Annotated in this window: 19 protein-coding genes; 6 read left to right on the top strand and 13 right to left on the bottom strand. The window is 49.1% G+C overall.

Annotation, left to right across the window (positions count from 1 at the left end):
* The first annotated feature begins 7 nt into the window (after nucleotides 1-7).
* The 4 genes from KDD30_RS12040 (at nucleotide 8) to KDD30_RS12025 (ending at nucleotide 3,347) form a co-directional block, all read left to right on the top strand.
* Complete coding sequence (locus KDD30_RS12040; RefSeq protein ID WP_211646083.1) at nucleotides 8-1,060, top strand: TRAP transporter substrate-binding protein; 1,053 nt, start codon at nucleotides 8-10, stop codon at nucleotides 1,058-1,060.
* 17 nt (nucleotides 1,061-1,077) lie between these two features.
* Nucleotides 1,078-1,533, top strand: a complete 456-nt coding sequence (locus KDD30_RS12035) for a TRAP transporter small permease (protein WP_211646082.1) — start codon at nucleotides 1,078-1,080, stop codon at nucleotides 1,531-1,533.
* A 2-nt stretch (nucleotides 1,534-1,535) separates the two neighbouring features.
* Nucleotides 1,536-2,816: a TRAP transporter large permease gene (locus KDD30_RS12030; RefSeq protein WP_211646081.1), complete on the top strand. Its 1,281-nt coding sequence runs from the start codon at nucleotides 1,536-1,538 to the stop codon at nucleotides 2,814-2,816.
* Nucleotides 2,817-2,879: 63 nt separating this feature from the next.
* Nucleotides 2,880-3,347, top strand: a complete 468-nt coding sequence (locus KDD30_RS12025) for a MarR family winged helix-turn-helix transcriptional regulator (RefSeq protein WP_211646080.1) — start codon at nucleotides 2,880-2,882, stop codon at nucleotides 3,345-3,347.
* A 164-nt stretch (nucleotides 3,348-3,511) separates the two neighbouring features.
* On the opposite strand, the gene bcp is transcribed toward KDD30_RS12025, so the two are convergent.
* Complete coding sequence (gene bcp, locus KDD30_RS12020; protein ID WP_211646079.1) at nucleotides 3,512-3,982, bottom strand: thioredoxin-dependent thiol peroxidase; 471 nt, start codon at nucleotides 3,980-3,982, stop codon at nucleotides 3,512-3,514.
* Between the two features lie 9 nt (nucleotides 3,983-3,991).
* Nucleotides 3,992-4,549 carry a glycine cleavage system protein R gene (locus tag KDD30_RS12015; protein ID WP_211646078.1) on the bottom strand — a complete coding sequence of 186 codons (558 nt, stop codon included), beginning with the start codon at nucleotides 4,547-4,549 and terminating at the stop codon, nucleotides 3,992-3,994.
* 289 nt (nucleotides 4,550-4,838) lie between these two features.
* Between KDD30_RS12015 and dapA the strand changes: the two genes are divergently transcribed.
* Nucleotides 4,839-5,735, top strand: a complete 897-nt coding sequence (gene dapA / locus KDD30_RS12010; protein ID WP_211646077.1) for a 4-hydroxy-tetrahydrodipicolinate synthase — start codon at nucleotides 4,839-4,841, stop codon at nucleotides 5,733-5,735.
* Nucleotides 5,736-5,752: 17 nt separating this feature from the next.
* A complete protein-coding gene (gene bamC, locus KDD30_RS12005; protein WP_211646076.1) occupies nucleotides 5,753-6,784 on the top strand; it encodes an outer membrane protein assembly factor BamC in 1,032 nt (343 codons plus the stop codon).
* 116 nt (nucleotides 6,785-6,900) lie between these two features.
* Here the strand turns inward: bamC and lipA are convergent, their stop codons facing one another.
* The 11 genes from lipA to lptE form a co-directional block, all read right to left on the bottom strand.
* Complete coding sequence (gene lipA, locus KDD30_RS12000) at nucleotides 6,901-7,872, bottom strand: lipoyl synthase (protein WP_211646075.1); 972 nt, start codon at nucleotides 7,870-7,872, stop codon at nucleotides 6,901-6,903.
* A complete protein-coding gene (gene lipB / locus KDD30_RS11995) occupies nucleotides 7,869-8,519 on the bottom strand; it encodes a lipoyl(octanoyl) transferase LipB (RefSeq protein ID WP_211649903.1) in 651 nt (216 codons plus the stop codon). The genes lipA and lipB overlap by 4 nt, the downstream gene beginning before the upstream one ends.
* A gap of 116 nt (nucleotides 8,520-8,635) precedes the next feature.
* Entirely contained in the window at nucleotides 8,636-8,911 is a 276-nt protein-coding gene (gene ybeD, locus KDD30_RS11990) for a DUF493 family protein YbeD (RefSeq protein ID WP_211646074.1), read from the bottom strand.
* A 168-nt stretch (nucleotides 8,912-9,079) separates the two neighbouring features.
* Nucleotides 9,080-10,255 carry a serine hydrolase gene (locus KDD30_RS11985; protein WP_211646073.1) on the bottom strand — a complete coding sequence of 392 codons (1,176 nt, stop codon included), beginning with the start codon at nucleotides 10,253-10,255 and terminating at the stop codon, nucleotides 9,080-9,082.
* 153 nt (nucleotides 10,256-10,408) lie between these two features.
* Nucleotides 10,409-11,221: a septal ring lytic transglycosylase RlpA family protein gene (locus KDD30_RS11980; protein ID WP_211646072.1), complete on the bottom strand. Its 813-nt coding sequence runs from the start codon at nucleotides 11,219-11,221 to the stop codon at nucleotides 10,409-10,411.
* Nucleotides 11,221-12,342 (bottom strand): peptidoglycan glycosyltransferase MrdB, encoded by a 1,122-nt coding sequence (mrdB, locus tag KDD30_RS11975; RefSeq protein WP_211646071.1) that lies wholly within the window; start codon nucleotides 12,340-12,342, stop codon nucleotides 11,221-11,223. Before mrdB ends, KDD30_RS11980 begins: the two co-directional genes overlap by 1 nt.
* Nucleotides 12,339-14,285 carry a penicillin-binding protein 2 gene (gene mrdA, locus KDD30_RS11970; protein ID WP_211646070.1) on the bottom strand — a complete coding sequence of 649 codons (1,947 nt, stop codon included), beginning with the start codon at nucleotides 14,283-14,285 and terminating at the stop codon, nucleotides 12,339-12,341. Before mrdA ends, mrdB begins: the two co-directional genes overlap by 4 nt.
* 6 nt (nucleotides 14,286-14,291) lie before the next feature.
* Nucleotides 14,292-14,762 carry a 23S rRNA (pseudouridine(1915)-N(3))-methyltransferase RlmH gene (gene rlmH, locus KDD30_RS11965; RefSeq protein ID WP_211646069.1) on the bottom strand — a complete coding sequence of 157 codons (471 nt, stop codon included), beginning with the start codon at nucleotides 14,760-14,762 and terminating at the stop codon, nucleotides 14,292-14,294.
* Between the two features lie 7 nt (nucleotides 14,763-14,769).
* Complete coding sequence (rsfS, locus tag KDD30_RS11960; RefSeq protein WP_211646068.1) at nucleotides 14,770-15,087, bottom strand: ribosome silencing factor; 318 nt, start codon at nucleotides 15,085-15,087, stop codon at nucleotides 14,770-14,772.
* Between the two features lie 183 nt (nucleotides 15,088-15,270).
* The gene (gene holA, locus KDD30_RS11955; RefSeq protein WP_211646067.1) at nucleotides 15,271-16,299 is read right to left on the bottom strand and encodes a DNA polymerase III subunit delta; all 1,029 of its coding nucleotides are present in this window, start codon (nucleotides 16,297-16,299) and stop codon (nucleotides 15,271-15,273) included.
* Entirely contained in the window at nucleotides 16,296-16,925 is a 630-nt protein-coding gene (lptE, locus tag KDD30_RS11950) for an LPS assembly lipoprotein LptE (protein ID WP_249199136.1), read from the bottom strand. The genes holA and lptE overlap by 4 nt, the downstream gene beginning before the upstream one ends.
* Nucleotides 16,926-16,980 lie beyond the last annotated feature (55 nt).

Genomic DNA, 16,980 nt, shown 5'->3' with positions numbered 1-16,980 from the left:
TACGATCATGACTTTCAAGCAGTTTAAAAATAAAAGCTTTGCTATCTCAGTCATTTCAGCCGCATTGATGACTTCTTTTTCAGTATCATCTACGACCATGGTGCGAATGAGTATTGATGGAAATCCGAATGCAAATCCTGATCTTCCAGCGGTACGCTCAATTCAGTACCTGAAGGATGAACTTGAAAAAACAGGTGACTTCCGGGTGAAAGTTTTCTGGGATAACCGGCTTGCAAAATCCCCACAAAGTCAAATTAATGGTATTCAAAATAATTTATTCCAATTAACGGGCATTGCATTACCAGCCGTATCAGAGTTTTCACCGGCTTACATCCCCTTATCAAATCTATTTCTGTTCAAATACCCCGATGTTGAATCACCCAGAAAATTCATTGATGGTAAAGGTGGACAGATGATGTCTAAACGCATGAATGATGAAACCGGATTGCGCGCAGAGCTGTATATGGAAGTGGGTTATCGGCATTTAACGAGTATCGATAAACCGATTGAAGAATTATCGGATATTAAAAACAGAAAAATCCGTGTTCAACCGAATCCCATTCATATTGAAGCATTTAAGGAATTAGGTGCTAGTCCCACACCGATATCTTGGGCAGAGCTCTTTACATCATTACAGCAAAAGGTCATTGATGGTGCAGAAAACCCATTTGATAACATTGTACAAGCAAGGCTATATGAGCCACAAAAATATTTAACATTGAGTGGGCATGCATATGATTTCGTTGGGTATTTTACAAATGAAGCGTTTTACCAAGGTTTGACTGATAAAGAGAAGTCTTCTTGGGATCAAGCGTTCGATAAAACGCAACTCTATTTTAGAGGCATTGTTGATCAATCTTGGGCTCAGCAATTAGAGTTTCTTAAAGATGGAAAAATGGCGGTGACTTATCTGAGTGATCAGGAGTTAGATAAATTTAAGAAAGCGGTTTCTAAAAGTTGGGACTTATCTGAGAAAATTATGGCAGAACGATATCCAGATGGTGCTGAATACTACTCAACGATTATGAGCGAGATCAAATCAGCAAATACATCTCAATAGATGAGTAAGTCAAATATATGAAAATAGTTAATTTTGAGAAGTACGTATGTGCTGTCGTCTCTGCAATCATGGGGCTTGTGCTGATAGCACAAGTCTTGTCAAGATACGCATTAAACATTTCGATTCCTTGGGCTGAAGAGGTGGCACTTTTTTGCATGCTCTGGTTGGCTTACTTTGGCTCTTCTATTGCTATTTACAGGCGAAAGCATATTCGAATTACTTTAATTACTGAAAAGCTTCCAATAAAAGTTCAAAAAATAATGGAATTAATAGGAACCATTATCTTCTTTATTGTTTGTATTTACATTGTGGCTGAAAGCGTACCAACAGTGATGAAAGCTTATGAAACGAACCAATTAGCAAGTGCATCGAATATACCGAGATGGATACCATTGCTTGGTGTACCATTAGCATTTTTTGTTTCAGCTATCAGATTGGTTATTGAATTTATTAAAATTTATAGGGATGAATAGGCATGGAAGCAATTGTACTGTTAATTCTATTCTTCGTGATGATGCTGACAGGTATGCCAGTGGCAATTGGTTTAGGTGTCTGTATTGTATTGTTTTGTACTATTTTTCCAATCGGTAGTTTAGCTTTTATTACGCAAAATATGTTTGCGGCCACGGAGTCTTTCCCGTTGCTCGCAATCCCATTTTTCGTTCTGACCGGAATACTCATGGAAAGTGGTGGGTTATCGCAGAGGTTAGTTAATTTTGCGAATAGCCTCGTTGGTAATATGACCTCTGGTTTAGCTGTTGTAACGGTAACTGCATGCATGTTTTTTGGCGCAATTTCAGGTTCGGCTCCAGCGACAGTCGCAGCTATCGGTGGCATCATGATACCTCACATGGTGAAAGCAAATTATGGGAAACCTTTTGCGACCGGGCTGGTGACAACATCTGGATCACTGGGTGTGATTATTCCACCTTCAATACCGCTCGTTATTTATGGTATTTCAACGGCAACAAACATTGGCGATCTTTTTATTGCTGGCGTAATTCCTGGTCTCTTAATCGGTATGGTACTGATGGTTATCTCTTATGTGATTGGTAAGAAAAGAGGGTATCAAGGGACAGGAGGAAAGGTATCATTTGGCAGTATCTCAAGAACATTTTGGGATGCGAAGTGGGCTGTATTATTGCCTGTTATCATTTTAGGTGGTATTTATAGTGGGACATTTACACCAACAGAGGCCTCAATTGTTGGTGCTTTCTATTCAATCATCATGGGGCTATTCATTTATAAGGAGCTGACGGTCAAGGCCATTTATGAGGCACTTTATGAAAATGCGACGATTATTGGTACGATGTTCTTGCTGTTTGGCTTCGCACTGTCGTTATCATTCGTTATTTCTATTATCGATATACCATATACGATCAGTGAGTATTTGATGTCAGTAACAGATAACAAATATGTGATTTTGATCATTATTAATGTCTTTTTGTTATTTATTGGTATGATTCTGGATCCAACATCTGCAAACTTAATTTTCTCACCAATATTACTGGCTATCGTGCAACAATTTGGCGTTGATCCAGTTCATTTCGGTATTGTGGTTACAATCAACTTAGCACTTGGTTTTGTGACACCGCCAATGGCAGGAAATGTATTCTTAGCCTCGACACTGACCGGGGTGCCTGTTACACAAATCTTTAAAGAATCGGCACCATTTGTAATCGGTATGATGGTTTGTCTATTACTTATCACATTCTTCCCAGTGATAAGTCTTGCACCCTTAACTTTATTTGGTTAATCTTCTCAAATTGTATGAATTAGGCAAACCCACTGTCTAATTCTATTTTAATAGGAAATTAAAGTGAATATCAGTAAGGATAGGCTTGTTACAGCTATTTTGCTTAAGCATACGGAAACGTTTGAGTTCTATAGAAACTATTCATTAGAAAAACGTACTTATGGTACAGATGCTGAGCTGTTTTCATTTGAGGCAGATATCATCAGTGCGATAGCAGACAATGATGATATTACCATTTCCGATTTAGCAATTATCTGTAATAAAACGAAAAGCGCAATTTCACAGACCATTTCAAAATTAGAAAAATTACAACTGGTATGTAAAGTACCTGCTCAAAATGATAAACGTAAGCAAAATCTATCATTAACAGAGCAAGGTGTTATTGTTGATCAATATCACAAGCAGATTGACAATCTTATTGAATCAGATTTGTCTGACTTATTAAGTAAGTTGAATATTAAAGATTTGAATATGACTTTGGCGTTGATGGAAAATATTTTGCAGGTGAGTAAAAACAGGATGACTAAGTAAAATATTCAGTCAAGTCAAGTCAAATCAAGTCAAATCAAATCATAGAGATTTGGGAAACCCAAGGTTTAAAAATAAGGTCGTTCTTATTGTGGTGACTCGGTGACAGAAACGTCGCTCATCCATCAGACCGCAGGTGCGGCCTGATGGGAAGGGAATGAATCGGATTATTGATTTTCGTTGAGATAGTTCAGAACCACGTCGTGGTGATCTTTGGTTTTGAATTTATTGAAGACATGCTCAATCACACCCTCTTCGTTGATCAGAAAGCTGATCCGGTGCAGGCCATCGTACACTTTGCCCATAAACTTCTTCTCACCCCAGACGCCAAACTGATCGGCGACGGCATGGTCTTCATCTGAAAGCAGGGTAAAGTTCAGGTTGTCTCGTTCGATGAATTTCGGCAGGCGTTTAACGGGATCAATGCTGATCCCCAGTACGACGACATTCAGAGCATCCAGTTCTGCTTTGCTGTCACGCAGGCCACAGGCCTGTACGGTGCAGCCCGGTGTCATGGCTTTCGGATAAAAATAAGCCAGAACCTTTTTTCCTTTGAAATCGTTCAGGCTGACAGGTTCGCCATTTTGATTCAGAAGGGTGAAATCAGGTGCGGGTGTTCCTGCAGTCAAGGTTTGCATGTCTGTTCCTTACCTTTCTATTTTCTCTTTGGGGTTATGTCCGGTAAATGTCACTGTGCCGAGGACGTCAAGGTCCTGGCACAAGGCTTCAAATTCTTCCTGTAAAGACATCAGGTTGCAACCTTCAGGCAGGTTTGTGCTCAGTTGTAGCGTGAGTTGATCGTCTTCACCGTGGTTTTCATCTTCCTGAGAATGCGCACTGAGCGCCGAGATATCTATCTGGCGGGTTGCACAGAAATGAGTGAATTTTTCAATCAGCCCCGGCGCATCAGTGCCCTCAATATGAAACTCAGCTGTATAAGGATAAAAACGGTGCTCATGCCGGGTGGTCCGCTTCATCATCGTCAGCAAATCAAGTTGCTGTGCTTGCAGGGGCAACGTCGCCTCGACCCGGGAAATGGCAGATGCTGTACCAGACAGGAGCAGAATAAAGGTAAACTCGCTGCCGAAAATGGCCAGTCTGCTGTCTTCAATATTGCAGCCACTCTGGGAAATATGCCGGGTGATTTCATCGGTGATGCCCGGCCGATCCGTGCCTATCGCGGTAATAACGAGGTAGTGTTCCATACAGTTTCACATTGATGACGTACATGATTGCATGGTAGCACAGCCAACTTATTCCCGGCCATGTCGTAATAAGGGCAAATCACAATATGGTGAACAAAGATGTATTTTGTTGTGGAATACGCTGTGAACGACATAAATGATTGGTTTTATCGACTTTTGACAAGGGATCACAGCCTTAGAAAAACCGGGTATATTCTGTTCAGGTATGACAGCTATTTTACATTCTCCTCGCTTGTGTTTACGGTCACTGAAAAGTACCATGAGAAATCAATAAAAAAGGGAGATCGACATGTTTACTGGTAGCATGGTAGCGCTAGTTACGCCCTTGGATGAAGTCGGTGAGGTAGATTACGCCAGCCTGAAATCCTTGGTTGAATATCATATTGCAGCAGGCACAGATGCGCTGGTTGCTGTTGGAACAACAGGTGAGTCCGCCACGCTGACGGTTGAAGAACACGTCAAGGTGGTTCTGAAAACTGTCGATTTTGCTCAGGGCCGCATTCCTATTATTGCCGGCACAGGCGCAAATGCCACCCATGAAGCGATCACTTTCAGCAAACTTTTCTCGGGTACGGGTGTTGCCGCTTGTCTGACTGTCACGCCTTATTACAACAAGCCGACTCAGGAAGGTCTGTACCAGCATTTTAAAGCGATTTCTGAAGCGACAGATTTGCCGCAAATTCTGTATAACGTACCGGGTCGTACATCTGTTGATATGCTGCCGGAAACTGTGGCACGCCTGTCGAAGCTTGAGAATATCATCGGCATTAAAGATGCGACGGGTGATTTGTCTCGTGTGGAAAAAACCCGGGAACTTTGTGGTGAAGATTTCCTCCAATTCAGCGGTGATGATGCAAGTGGCTTAGAGTTTGTTGCTCTTGGTGGTCACGGTGTGATCTCTGTGACAGCGAATATTGCGGCTCAGGAGATGGCAACCATGTTCAAACTGGCATTGGATGGCGAGCTGGATGCAGCGAAAGCCATTGATGACCGGTTGATGCCACTGCACAAAAACCTGTTTGTTGAGTCGAATCCCATTCCGGTGAAATGGGCAGCGCACAAATTGGGACTGATCCAGCATGCGACACTGCGTCTGCCACTGACGCCGTTGAGCAAAGAGGCTGAACCTGTTGTGCTGCAAGCGTTGAAAGATGCGAAACTGCTGCCTTCACTGGCCACCGCATAGGAACGTAAGAGCGCTACATGAATGTAAATTACAAGCTGGCAGTTACGGCTGTCATGGTTGCTGCACTGGCTGGCTGTTCAGGAGGCGCGGAGCGCCGACGTCAGGCAAATCAGGACTTTAATTATCTGGAAACTGCGGCCTTGGGCAGTTGGAACAGCCCCAGCGAGAGCGTTGCAACGGTTTCCAATGAGTATGCTATTCCCCCCAAGGAATACCCGGGTTCGATTGGCAAAGCTGTCGATATCCGTCCGCCGCAGCAGGTCCTGGCGTTGATCCCTGGTGCCAGAACGGTCAATAACACTGATGGTACGGTCAGCTTGCAATTGGTGAGTGCTGCAGAACTGGATGAGCTCTGGACGCTGACCAAGCGTCTTGGTCGCGAGCGTCAGATTGCTTTTGATGTGGATACGGCTCAGACCCTGGAAACAGCTTGGGTCAACTGGAACAACGAGGATGAGGATACGGAAGTCAGCAGCCGTTACCGAATCAGCCGTTCTGCTGAAAATGGTCAGTACTTGTATACCATTAAGCTCCTGGACTGGCGTGAAGGTGGTGCAGAGAAGCCGGTCAGTCTCGTGAATCAGGAGCGCTACAGCATTCTGATGACCAATCTGGTCATGGCGAAGTATGATGCGTATGAGCGTGAGAAAGCGCGCCTGCGGGCTCAGGAGCTGGTGAAACAAATTCCGATCACCATGGCTCAGGACCGGAGTGGTTTGCCTGTGGTGATTGCACGTGCGCCTTACAATGTCTTCTGGGAACGTTTGCCGGGTCTGTTGCAGACGCTGGGCTTTACCGTTGATGGGCGAAATCGCTCTCAGGGCACCGTGGATGTCACTTTCCGCGAGCCGGATGATCCGTTCTGGATCGATCTGGGCATTCAGCCGCTTCAGTTGAATAATCGTGAGTATCAGCTACAGCTTGGCGATTTGGGCAACCGAACATCGATTACGGTGACGGATGAAGACGGTAAACCGGTAACTGAAGAAGCATTACAAAGCTTTGCACCTGTACTGGCTGCTGCGATTGATAAAGAAAACCAGAGTTGATGGTCGCGTCGAAAAACAAAGAAACAAAAAAACGCTTCAGATGAAGCGTTTTTTTTATGTCTTCAGAACGGGTGTCTGAGGCGATGAAACAGGCAGTCTGTACTGCCTGCTCAGAATTACTTCACTTCTTCGCCTTTGGCCTGAAGATCCGCGTGGTATGAAGAACGGACAAACGGACCACAAGCTGCATGGGTGAATCCCAGCTCCAGTGCGATTTCTTTCAGTTCATCAAACTCAGAAGGTGGCACGTAGCGTTCAACCGGCAGGTGATGACGGCTAGGTGCCAGATACTGGCCCAGTGTCAGCATGGTAACGCCATGCGCCCGCAGATCTTTCAGAACTTCAACGATCTCTTCTTTGGTCTCACCCAGACCCATCATCAGACCAGACTTGGTCGGAACGTTCGGGTGCATCTCACCAAATTTTTTCAGCAGATCCAGCGACCACTGGTAGTTCGCACCCGGACGAGCTTTGCGATACAGGCGTGGCGCAGTTTCCAGGTTATGGTTGAAGACATCTGGCGGGTTGTCGCGCAGGATATCCAGCGCACGATCCATCCGGCCACGGAAGTCCGGAACCAGAGTTTCGATTGTGATTTCCGGGTTTTTCACGCGAATTTCGCGGATACAGTCGGCAAAGTGCTGTGCACCGCCGTCACGCAGGTCGTCCCGGTCAACAGATGTCACCACAACATAGCGCAGTTTCATGTCGGCAATGGTTTGTGCCAGATGAACCGGTTCTTCTGCACTCGGTGGTAACGGGCGGCCATGAGCAACGTCGCAGAATGGACAGCGACGAGTACAGATGGCACCCAGAATCATGAAGGTTGCCGTACCGTGGCTGAAGCACTCAGCAAGGTTCGGACACGATGCTTCTTCACAGACCGAGTGCAGGTTGTTTTTGCGCATCGCATCCTTGATGTCCCGGATCCGCTGGGTGTCGGACGGAAGCTTGATTTTCATCCATTCCGGCTTGCGCAGCATTTCGCGAGGTGCTTCTTCCTGTTCCACATTTCGTACCGGAATCAGGGCCATTTTCTCGGCGTCGCGGTATTTGACGCCAGGTTCTATTACGATCGGTTTGCTCATGATTGATTGCTTTCCGTTATCCACTCTATGCTCTGATAATCGAGCAATTTCACTAACTCATCGACAAGTACAGGTTGCACGTCAGCCAGTTCTGTAGGGCCATTGAACATAGCCAGCTGCGTCATTTCCATGCCCGCATAGCCACAGGGATTAATACGCTGAAATGGCGACAGATCCATGTTGACGTTGAGGGCGAGGCCATGAAAAGAACAGCCGCGACGAATACGTAGACCGAGTGAGCAGATTTTTTTCCCGTCAACATATACGCCAGGCGCATCTGGACGGGCATTGGAGGTTACCCCAAAACGGGATAGTGTGTTGATGATTGTGCTTTCAATCTGTGTGACCAGTTCACGAACGCCCAGCTTGTGGCGGCGCAGATCGATCATCAGATACACCATTTGCTGCCCGGGGCCGTGATAGGTGACTTGTCCGCCACGGTCGCTCTGAAAAATCGGTATATCACCGGGATTCAGGACATGCTCGGCTTTCCCGGCCTGGCCTTGAGTAAAGACAGGCAGATGCTCAACCAGCCAGATCTCATCAACAGTGTCGTCGTTGCGATCGGCGGTGAAATCATGCATGGCCTCATAAGTGACAGCGTAGTCAATCAGGCCCAGATTACGGACAATGAGATTTTGTTGCACATTCACACCTATGTTGTCTTTCGGCAGCCGCCCAGATACAGCGGATACCCATATTGGTGCATTATAAAGCTTGGCGGCTGAAATTTCAGCCGCCAATTGTTCGGTAAGACCAGACCTTAAAGTACGAGACGGACAATCTCAATGTCGCCCAGTTCTTGATACAGGGTTTCAACCTGCTCAATACTTGTGGCCGTGATCGTGATAGAGACGGCACTGTAAGTGCCTTTACCGCTTGGCTTCACGTTTGGGGTATAGTCGCCCGGAGCGTGGCGCTGGATCACTTCCACGACCAGATCAGGCAGCTCAGGCTTGTTAAAACCCATCACCTTATAAGTAAATTGGCAAGGGAACTCTAAGAGGTCTTTTAATTTTGGCTGTTCTTGCTGTTGCATGCTGAACTCCCGGGAAGGTATGCGGTATATCACAAGTAAGGGCAGCATATTAATGGCAAGCTGTCCATAACTCAAGTCGAGGTTCGGGAGAGGGCGCACTCTCTGAGAGAACTCAGACAGACCAAAGAAAAAGGACAGCATGGCTGTCCTTTCATCTTTTGGGTTGCTTTAGCTCAACCAGCCTTTAAATAACAAGGCGATATAATCGATCAGGCGGCTGAAGATACTGCCCTGTTCAACATCGTTCAGGGCCAGTAACGGGTATTCAGCCACATCTTCATCGCCAAGACGATAGTACAGCTTACCGACTTCATCGCCTTTGCGGATCGGTGCTTTCAGTTCTTTTTCCAGCACAAAGCTTGCTTTCAGGTCTTTGACTGAGTTGCGTGGCAGCGTGACGTAAGTATCCTGACTCACACCCAGAGAGACTTCATCGCTGTCGCCCATCCAGACTTTCTCGGTCACAAAGGTTTCGTTGGCTTTATGCGGTGAAACGGTATCAAAGAAACGGAAACCATAGTTCAGCAGCTTTTTGCTCTCGGCTTTTCGTGAATTTGCATTCTGGGTTCCCATGACCACAGCGATCAGACGCATCTGACCATCCGTTGCGGTACTAACCAGGCTGTAACCAGCGTTGTCGGTATGACCTGTTTTCAGGCCATCAACATTCAGGCTTTTGTCCCACAGCAGGCTGTTGCGGTTGAACTGCTCAATGCCGTTGTAGCGGAATGACTTTTCCTTATAGATGGCAAATTCGTCCGGCACATCACGAATCAGGCCTTCGGCCAGCAGTGCCATGTCATACGGCGTGGTATACAGGTCTGGGTTGTCCAGGCCGTGCACATTCGCAAAATGGGTGGAATTCATGCCCAGCGCTTGTGCCCACTGATTCATCAGGCTCACGAAAGAGTCTTCAGATCCGGCCACATGTTCAGCCATTGCGACACAAGCATCGTTGCCGGACTGGATGATGATCCCGCGGTTCAGATCAGCAACTTTCACTTCGGTGCCCACCTCGATGAACATCTTGGAAGAGCCAGGAAAGTTTTTCGCCCAGGCATTTTTACTGATGACGACAGTATCATCCAGCGAAATTTTACCGCTTTTTACTGCCTGGCCAATGACATAGCTGGTCATCATTTTGGTCAGGCTGGCTGGTGGAAGTTTTTCGTATTCGTTATTCCCGGCCAGAATCTTGCCTGAATGGTAGTCCATCAGGATATACCCTTTTGCGGCTATCTGCGGGGCGTCTGGAATAACGGCAGGTGCCGCAGTCACCGAAATACTTGCCAGTAGTACGGCTGAGGCGGCGACAGAGCGAAAAAATGCAGCAGATTTATTCATGATACTTGGTTACTTGGATTGCGGATAACAAAAAAGTTGGAATCACTATATCAGATTGAGCCCTGATAAACAGTGCTCAACCCGGTGAATAGTGGGCCTTTCAGGAATCTTGTGAATTTTTGACATTCTTTTGTTAGACTTTTAAGTGACAAATTAGTTCAATACGCGTTGCTCTGAAACGATAAAAGCTTCGGGGAACTGATTTTCTCTGGCTTGGTCACGGTGTTGCTCGGCTTCCTGGGAGTCCAGATAAGGTCCCAGCCGCAGGCGATAGATCGCGGCGGCGCCCGCTTTTTTAACGTCGACCGGGGTGTGGAATTCCGCTTTCAGTTTCTGTGCAGCAAGCTGTGCTTTGTTCAGATCGCTGAAAGCGGCCAGTTGAACGAAAAACCATTGCGGATTGGCGCTTTGCCATTCTTCTGTATCTGGCTTGGGCATCTGGAGCAACTCAATACTCACGGGCGCCGTGCCGTGGCCAATCACATCCAGTTTGGTGGCTGCGGCCATACTCAGATCGATGATACGCCCTTCGTGAAACGGCCCGCGGTCATTCACCCGGACAATAGCCGTTTTGCCATTGCTGGTGTTGGTGACTTTGACATAGCTGGGCAAGGGCAGCGTTTTATGCGCTGCGGTCATGGAGAACATATCGTAGATTTCGCCATTGGACGTCTGGTGTCCGTGAAATTTCTTGCCGTACCATGAAGCCAGGCCGCTTTGGGTGAACGGCTGGTCTGCAGACAGAATCTGATAATGCTGGCCACGCAGGGTATAGTTGCTGTTTCCGGCCAGACTTTTGGGTTCGTACCTTGGCTGAGCATCTTCAATGTGATCCAGTGAAGGCGAGCTTTCCGGCGCATGATCATCTTGAATATCGTAGCGTTTAGACGTAGAGGTTGTGCTACACCCTGCCAGAAACAGGGTGAAGCCCAGTGTGAGCGTGAGAATACGGATAGCAGTGTGCATCAATTGGCCTTGGACAACATTTTTCGGTGAGTGTGAATCGACATCAGAATGCCAAAGCCAGCCATCAGGGTAACCATGGAGGTCCCGCCGTAACTGACCAGGGGCAGGGGAACACCAACAACCGGCAGCAGGCCGCTGACCATGCCGATGTTGACGAAGACATAAACGAAGAAACTCAGGACGATACTGCCAGCCATCATGCGGCCAAAGGCGGTTTGTGCACGGTTGGCCAGAAGCAGCCCGCGGCCGATGATAAAGAGATACAGGGCCAGCAGGCCAATCACACCAGACAGGCCCCATTCCTCGGCAATGACGGCAAAAATAAAGTCCGTGTGGCGTTCCGGAAGAAACTCCAGCTGCGACTGAGTGCCGTGCAGCCAGCCTTTGCCGGTAATCCCACCAGAACCAATGGCAATTTTCGACTGGATGATGTGATAACCAGCGCCGAGCGGATCGGACTCAGGATTGAAGAGGGTCAGTACGCGAGTCCGCTGGTAGTCATGCATCAGAAAGAACCACAGCACCGGCACGAAAGCGGCAATCAGCATGCCGGCAAAGATAATAATCCGCCAGCTGATCCCGGATAAAAACAGCACAAACACCCCGGAAGCGGCAATCAGAATCGACGTTCCCAGATCCGGCTGTTTGGCAATCAGAATCGTCGGGATGAAAATCATCAGGGTGGCAATGATGATATTTTTCAAGCTGGGCGGTAGCGGATGATTCCCGATAAACCGCGCCACCATGAGCGGCACGGCCAGTTTGATCAACTCCGAGGGCTGGAAGCGGACGACACCGAGATCCAGCCAGCGCTGGGCACCTTTCGAGATCTCACCGAACAGTAGCACACCAACCAGCAGCAACAGCCCGACCCCGAACAGATAGGGAGCCCAGGCCTCGTAGTGCCTTGGAGCAACCTGCGCCAGAATGAACATAATCGCCAGCGACAGCAGCATCCGGACAGCCTGACGTTCCATCATCGCCATGTTCTGCCCGCTGGCGCTGTACATCACCACCAGGGCGAATCCCATCAGCGTGAGAATGCCCAGCAGCAAAGGGACATCAATATGCAGGCGATCACTCAGGGTGGTTTTGCTGCCTGCTGCAGCCATGATACTCATTGTGCTACCTCTGCACGTGCGGATGTGTTTGTGTCATGTGCTTCCTTGTGTTCAAGCAGCATGTGGTCGAAAATTTTACGGGCGACCGGACCCCCATTACTGGAACCGCCACCGGCATTTTCCAGGACCATCGCCACGACAACCTGAGGGTTTTCAAAAGGCGCAAAGGCGGTGAACAGGGCGTGATCGCGCAGATGTTCTTCCAGTTCTTCTGCGTTGTATTCCTGATCTTCAGCCAGACCAAAGACTTGCGCTGAACCGGATTTCCCGCCAGCTTTATATTCCGAACCATAGAAGGCGCGGCGGGCGGTTCCCCGGTTTCCGAAAAGCACCCGGTACATCCCGTCTTTTGCAACTTGCCAGTACTTTGGATCGACGCCGGTAATCGGTGGGAAGACTTCATACATGCCGGGCTTTTCGCCCTCCGGACCCATAATATCTTTCAGTAAGTGCGGTGCACGAACAACCCCGTCGTTCACCAGTACCGTGATTGCCTTGGCGATCTGAAGTGGCGTTGCTGTCCAGTATCCCTGACCGATGCCAACCGGAATGGTATCACCCTGATACCAGGGCTGGCGGAAACGGGCTTGCTTCCACTCTCGGGTCGGCATATTGGCACTGCTTTCTTCATGGATATCAATCCCGGTGTATTCACCGAAGCCAAACCGGCTCATCCAGGAAGACAGGCGATCAATCCCCATGTCATACGCAATCTGGTAGAAGAAGGTATCCACCGACTCTTCAATGGCTTTGTGAATATTCACCCGGCCATGGCCCCAGCGCAGCCAGTCACGGAATGGCCGGCTGTTGGTATTGGGAATTTTCCAGTATCCCGGATCGTTTCGGGTGGTGCTGGTGGTGATGACCCCTTCTGCCAGAGCAGCTACGGCAATAATCGGTTTAATCGTTGACGCAGGTGGATAGATCCCCAGCGTCACCCGGTTCACCAGCGGGCGATCTTTATCATTCAGTAATTCGCTGTACTGTTTGGACGAGATGCCGTGTACGAACAGGTTGGGATCGTAACTTGGGCTGGAAACCATCGCCAGCACGGCGGAATCTTTGGGATCCAGAACGACAACAGAACCCCGTTTGACCTTGATGTATTCTTCACCGGTCTCCGGATCTGTTTTCTTCTCCGTGAGCAATTGCTTCACATACAATTGCAGCTCAATATCCAGATTCAGCCGGATATCTTTGCCCGGAATCGGCGGGACATACTTCAGGGTGCGGATGATCCGACCCCGGCTGTTCACTTCAACTTCCTGATAGCCGGAGGTGCCATGCAGCATCTCTTCATAATATTTTTCGACCCCTAACTTGCCGATATCCCGTGTCGCTTTGTAGTTATTGAGGACACCGTTGCGATCCAGCGTGTCCAGATCACGGTCGTTGATTTTCGCCACATAACCCAGCACATGGGTGAGAGCATCGCTAAAGGGGTAGTAGCGTTTCAGGTAAGCTTTGACTTCGACACCAGGGAAACGGTGCTGATTGACTGAAAACAGGGCAACTTCTTTTTCCGTCAACTGGTTACGCAGCGGCACGGAATTAAACCGGCGAGTACGGCGGCGCTCACGCTCAAACCGTTCAATTTCTTCGTCTGTAATGCCCAGCAGAGATTTCAGGCGCGTAAAACTGTCCTCCAGATCCGGAACTTTTTCCGTGACCACTTCCAGAGAGTAGACCGGTCGGTTTTCCGCCAGCAGTACACCATTCCGGTCATAGATCAGGCCGCGGTTCGGCGCCACAGGCACAATCTTGATGCGGTTATCGTTGGAACGAGTTTGATAATCCTCAAACTCGCTGACCTGAATATGGTAGAGATTGGCGATCAACACGCCGATCAGGGCAATAATACCGGCAAAGGACACGATCGCCCGGCGGAAAAACAACGAGGATTCGGCCTGATGATCGCGGATCTGAAGTCGCTTTTTGCGCATACCGGCTTATTCCCTGTGATACGGATGATTGGCGGTGATACTCCAAGCCCGGTACAGACTTTCGGCCATCACAATGCGGACGAGCGGGTGCGGCAGAGTCAGCGGAGAGAGAGACCAGCTTTGCTCGGCCGCGGCTTTACATGCCGGGGCCAGACCTTCAGGGCCACCAATCAGGATCGAGACATCCCGGCCATCCAGCTTCCAGCTTTCCAGCTGACCCGCCAGTTGATCGGTATCCCAGCGCTTGCCCGGAATATCCAGGGTCACAATCCGGTTTCCTTTCGCGACGGCAGCCAGCATGGCTTCGCCTTCTTTTTGCAGAATGCGTGCAATGTCAGCGTTTTTCCCCCGTTTTCCGGCTGGAATTTCAATCAGTTCCAGCGGCATGTCTTTCGGAAAGCGGCGGCGGTATTCTTCAAAGCCGGTTTCTACCCATTTGGGCATTTTGGTACCAACGGCAATCAGTTGTAACTTCATCCGTCAGTTAGCCCCAAAGCTTTTCCAGCTGATACATTTTTCGGGCATCCTCCTGCATGATGTGCAGCATGACACTGCCCATGTCCACAACAACCCACTCCGCATCTTCTTCACCGCTGATCCCGAAAGGCGGGAAATCAATCAGTTTGGAGGCTTTGCTGACATTGTCGGCAATTGAAGCTACATGACGGTTTGAGGTCCCTGTGCACAGGACCATGAGATCCGTAATGCTGGATTTGCCGCGCACATCAAGGGTGACGATATCTTGCGCTTTCATGTCATCAATTTTATCAACAATAAAATCGTGTAATTCTTGTACCTGCAAAGGGACTCCCTCTATTTTGGTCATTCATGATGGCTGACACTATTCATAGATTAGCGTCGGATGCATCGATCAGGTTCACATTTTAACGCCGGAGTATAGCACGCTCAATCCGTGCGGCGGTTTGAGCGGCGTGCAGTTCAGCGGAATTTTTTGAGCAGCAGCCAGATTTAACAATAATTTACCTCACTGCGCTCGGGGTAAGCCTTGGCTCATGCCGCACATCAGAGTGGCCAAGGTGCTTAACCCCGGCCAGATATGGCTGTCGAAATCTGTTTTGACCTGACGTTCCAACTGAGTCAGTTGATGCAGGGCTTGCAGCAACAGGGGCAGTGGTAAGCGGTGCAGGGCGCCCACGTAAAGCTCGCGGCGGTTCTGCCAGACCCGAAAGTTCTCAAAGATCCGGTTCAGGGGAGTGCCTTGCTTACCCATTTCCTGCATTCGGTAGAGCTGGGTCAGCTCTCGCTGAAGGGTCCGCAGAATGATGATGGCTTCAACCCCTTCCGCTTCCAGCTGACGCAAAATACGCTGGCTGCGTTTGGCCTGTCCGGCCAGCAGTGCGTCGAGCAATTGAAATGGAGTGTAATGATTGTGGCGACTGAGCGCATCCTGAATCCGGGGGACGGTCAGGGTGCCGTCGGGGTAAATCAGGGTGAGCTTATGCAGGCTTTGCGATAACGCCAGCAGGTTTCCCTCATGCCACTGTGCCAGTAACTGGATGGACTCTGCATCAGCTTTCAGGCCGAGCTGCTGACAACGCTGCTGAATAAATCGTGGCAGCTGGCGGGCATCCGGTGTATTGCAAGGCACATAGATGCCCTGTGCAGTCAGCGCTTTGAACCAGGCGCCGGACTCCTGTTTTTTATTCAGGCGAGGGCCATAAACCAGCAGCAGTATATCCGGATGCAAAGCATCAAGGACGGTTTGTAAGGATTTGGCCTGATTGGCGTTGAGGCCAGTTTCCGGCAGGGTCAGTTCAATGATTTGCCGGGCAGAAAACAAGCTCAGCGCCTGACAGCAATCCAGCACTTCCGTCCAGTCAAGCTGGCTGTCGACCGAATAACTGTGGCGCTCCAGAAACCCCGCTGTTTTGCCATGTTGCCTCAGTAAATCTGAGGTTTCCTGAAGCAGTAAAGGCTCGTTACCACAAACCAGATAAGCCGAGGACAGCCCTTGTTTCAGGCGTTCCCCCAGTTGTTCCGGGTAAATCCTCATGGTGTCGCTGTGTCCCCGGCCTGAAACCGTTGATTCGTGGTTGCTTGATCCGGGTCGGTTTCAGTTTCAACAGCTGAAACGTCATCAGACAGCGTCTCGTCTTCGTCCAACTGGTTCAGATCTGCGGTCAGGCGCGCAAGCTGGCGCATGATCTGACGGGCAGCCTGTTCACGCATTTCGTCAAGCAACATGTCGCGCTCTACAGACTTCGCAAGCGCCGTTAACGGGTTGTCCAGAAAGCTCCGATTCACTTTGGTGGTAAAGCGTTTGGCCCCTTTTTCCGGGACAACCACCTGATAGCTCACGGTATAGGTCAGCTCATATTCGGCTGCGCGGCTGTTCTGATACAGCGACAGGGTTCGCTCGCCCTGAGACTCGCTGATCAAATGCAGGTTTGGCACCTGAGACGACGGCGGAACGGCTTCAATACCGTGAAGCTTAAACTGAGATTTAACCATGCGGGTCAGTGGCCCGTATTTATCGAAACTGGTCAGAGACAGGCGTGCGATGTCGTCGGGCAGCATATAGTTGCCGCGCAAATGAAAGCCGCAAGAGGCTGTTGCCAGCGCGAGCAGGACAACAATCACCAGACGAAAACGGGACAGCAGGGATGAAGCGGTGCTCACCGTGTCTACTCCTTGTCAAACATATCAAGAATTCAAGAGAAAACGCCTTCCCGGT

Origin of the sequence: Photobacterium sp. GJ3, assembly GCF_018199995.1 — a bacterium.
Lineage (GTDB): Bacteria > Pseudomonadota > Gammaproteobacteria > Enterobacterales > Vibrionaceae > Photobacterium.
Note: the sequence above shows the minus strand (reverse complement) of the source record. Positions and strands in the feature narration are given on the sequence as shown.